This is a genomic window from Pseudomonas meliae, assembly GCF_001400515.1.
GTDB classification, from domain to species: domain Bacteria; phylum Pseudomonadota; class Gammaproteobacteria; order Pseudomonadales; family Pseudomonadaceae; genus Aquipseudomonas; species Aquipseudomonas amygdali.
Genome location: NZ_LJQT01000366.1, coordinates 1 through 1,874, shown reverse-complemented (window position 1 = coordinate 1,874; position 1,874 = coordinate 1). Strand labels below are relative to the sequence as shown.

The 1,874-nt window shown below is 47.1% G+C and carries 3 protein-coding genes; 2 read left to right on the top strand and 1 reads right to left on the bottom strand.

The genetic code is table 11. The features are described 5' to 3' along the window. Positions 1 to 687 (top strand): StbB family protein (gene stbB / locus ALO64_RS25580; RefSeq protein ID WP_054991766.1); only part of this gene is annotated, 687 nt, incomplete at its 5' end. Further along, positions 684 to 1,256, top strand: a complete 573-nt coding sequence (locus ALO64_RS17480; RefSeq protein ID WP_054991765.1) for a hypothetical protein — start codon at positions 684 to 686, stop codon at positions 1,254 to 1,256. The genes stbB and ALO64_RS17480, both read left to right, overlap by 4 nt. 14 nt (positions 1,257 to 1,270) lie before the next feature. On the opposite strand, the gene ALO64_RS17475 is transcribed toward ALO64_RS17480, so the two are convergent. After that, positions 1,271 to 1,660: a hypothetical protein gene (locus tag ALO64_RS17475; RefSeq protein WP_054991764.1), complete on the bottom strand. Its 390-nt coding sequence runs from the start codon at positions 1,658 to 1,660 to the stop codon at positions 1,271 to 1,273. Between the last annotated feature and the right edge of the window lie 214 nt (positions 1,661 to 1,874).

Sequence of the window (1,874 nt, the reverse complement as noted above, 5' to 3'; positions counted from 1 at the left end):
GTCGGCAAAACAACCATTGCCGCCAACCTGCTATCGCCACGCATGGACGGTGCCCCGATCTACGCTATCGAGTCGATCAACGAGACCGCAGAAAATCTAGGCCTGGACGTGGAAAAGCTGCGCGGTAACAAGTTTCGTGAGCTGTTCAAACGACTCATGCTTGAAGACAACGCCATCATCGACGTGGGTGCTTCCAATGTTGAGGACTTCATGGCCAACCTGGAGAGCTTCGAAGAAGCTCACGATGAAATTGATTACTACGTTGTTCCAGTAACTTCTGGAACCAAGGAGCAGAAAGAGACAGCAACCATGATTGGAACGCTGGCCGCGATGGGCATTCCGGCTCACAAGATAAGATTGGTATTCAATCGGGTGAAAAGTGACGTTGATTCGGAATTCTCCATCATTATTTCCTATTACGATCTTGCACATTCGTTTGTCTGCAATCGTAAGTGCGCAATATTTGAAACTGAACTGTTTGACGCTCTTTCAGTCAAGCGTATTTCTCTTACATCGTTGATGAGCAATGACACCGACTACAAGACGTTGCTGAAAGACAAGAGCGCTGACATGAAAGATCGTGAGCTTTGGTCAGATATGTATGGCTTGAAGCTTCTCGCCAAAGGCGTTAATCGTAAGCTTGATGTAGTCTTTGATGCGTTGTTTGCGGAGGAGGATGCTCTATGAGCACGATTGAAAAGAATACAGCCACTGCACGTGACGTTCTCATTACCGAGTTGCTAAGTGACGTGGGTCACTTGCACGACAGTATCAAGAACATACCCAGGTTGCTTGAGCTTTCAATGGATGATTCGTTAAGAATTGTCGCTGATGCTGTTGAAGATGCAGAAGACACCGCATTGTTTCTCCAGGAAAGCACTAAAGAATTGATTCAAGCCACCACGACCAAGGCTGGTCTAGATGTCGGGATCAAGCTTTCTGAGGCCATCCATGACAGTCTTGCTAATGCTTTCGAGCCTGCACTCAATCGTGCGACGGTCAAGATTGAACAACTGGAAAATCGTGTGTCTGCGTTGTCTGGAAATCTCAGAGATACGCAAGCCACTCGATTTAACCATATGATGCTTGCAGGATTGGTCGTGATGGCAGCTATGATGATCGGTGGCATGACCTGGATCGCTATTGAAAGCCAAGACGTTAATGAAATCAACAAGTGGTTCTATCAAGAATATAAAGAACAACGCGCTTTGTTGGAAAAAATCCCTACAGGTATCAAAGACAAGTATAAGAACTAGCCAGTACGCGCTATTCATTTTTCGTCGAATATCAGCCCCTTGCCTGAAACAAGTGCATTCAAGTCCATTCTATCGAAGTCTTCCCTGATCTTTCGAAAGTCAGCGGGTGTCATCGGTGTTCTCTGGTTGTCTGCCTTTTTTGGCTCAGGGGGCGTTTTCGCATGTCCCTCAGCTATAGCGGTTTGCTTGTCCGTTGTCTTCTGTGTTGTGGCTTGTGTGTTGGATGTCAGCGTGTGGACGTACCTAACAAACTGGCGGTACCCAAGCGAAATGGACTCATTCGACATCAGCTCGTCGTAGGCCTGCTTCATCGTGGCACCCATGTCGATGCGTGCCTGAATCTGTTGCAGCCATGGTGTTACCTGGCTCTTGCCTGTTCTTGGTTTGCTGCGCCAGTCGTCCATTTTCTTCTCCTTTCAGTGCTCTCACCGATGCTCGAATGTGGCTCACGAGGGTTAGAGACCCTTTGTGACATTTAGAGACACTCAAAGTCAAGTAGAGACATTTAGAGTCAACCTAACAAGATTAGTGACACAGAGAGACATTCTGTGTCATCGAGAGACATTCAGAGACAATCTTGGGTCTGACCCAAAATCTCGAATTCGCTAAACAGGCACA

Excerpts from the sequence above, each read along its gene's own strand:
- ALO64_RS17480 (WP_054991765.1), top strand. The coding sequence starts at position 684 with ATGAGCACGATTGAAAAGAATACAGCCACTGCACGTGACGTTCTCATT.
- ALO64_RS17475 (WP_054991764.1), bottom strand. The coding sequence starts at position 1,660 with ATGGACGACTGGCGCAGCAAACCAAGAACAGGCAAGAGCCAGGTAACA.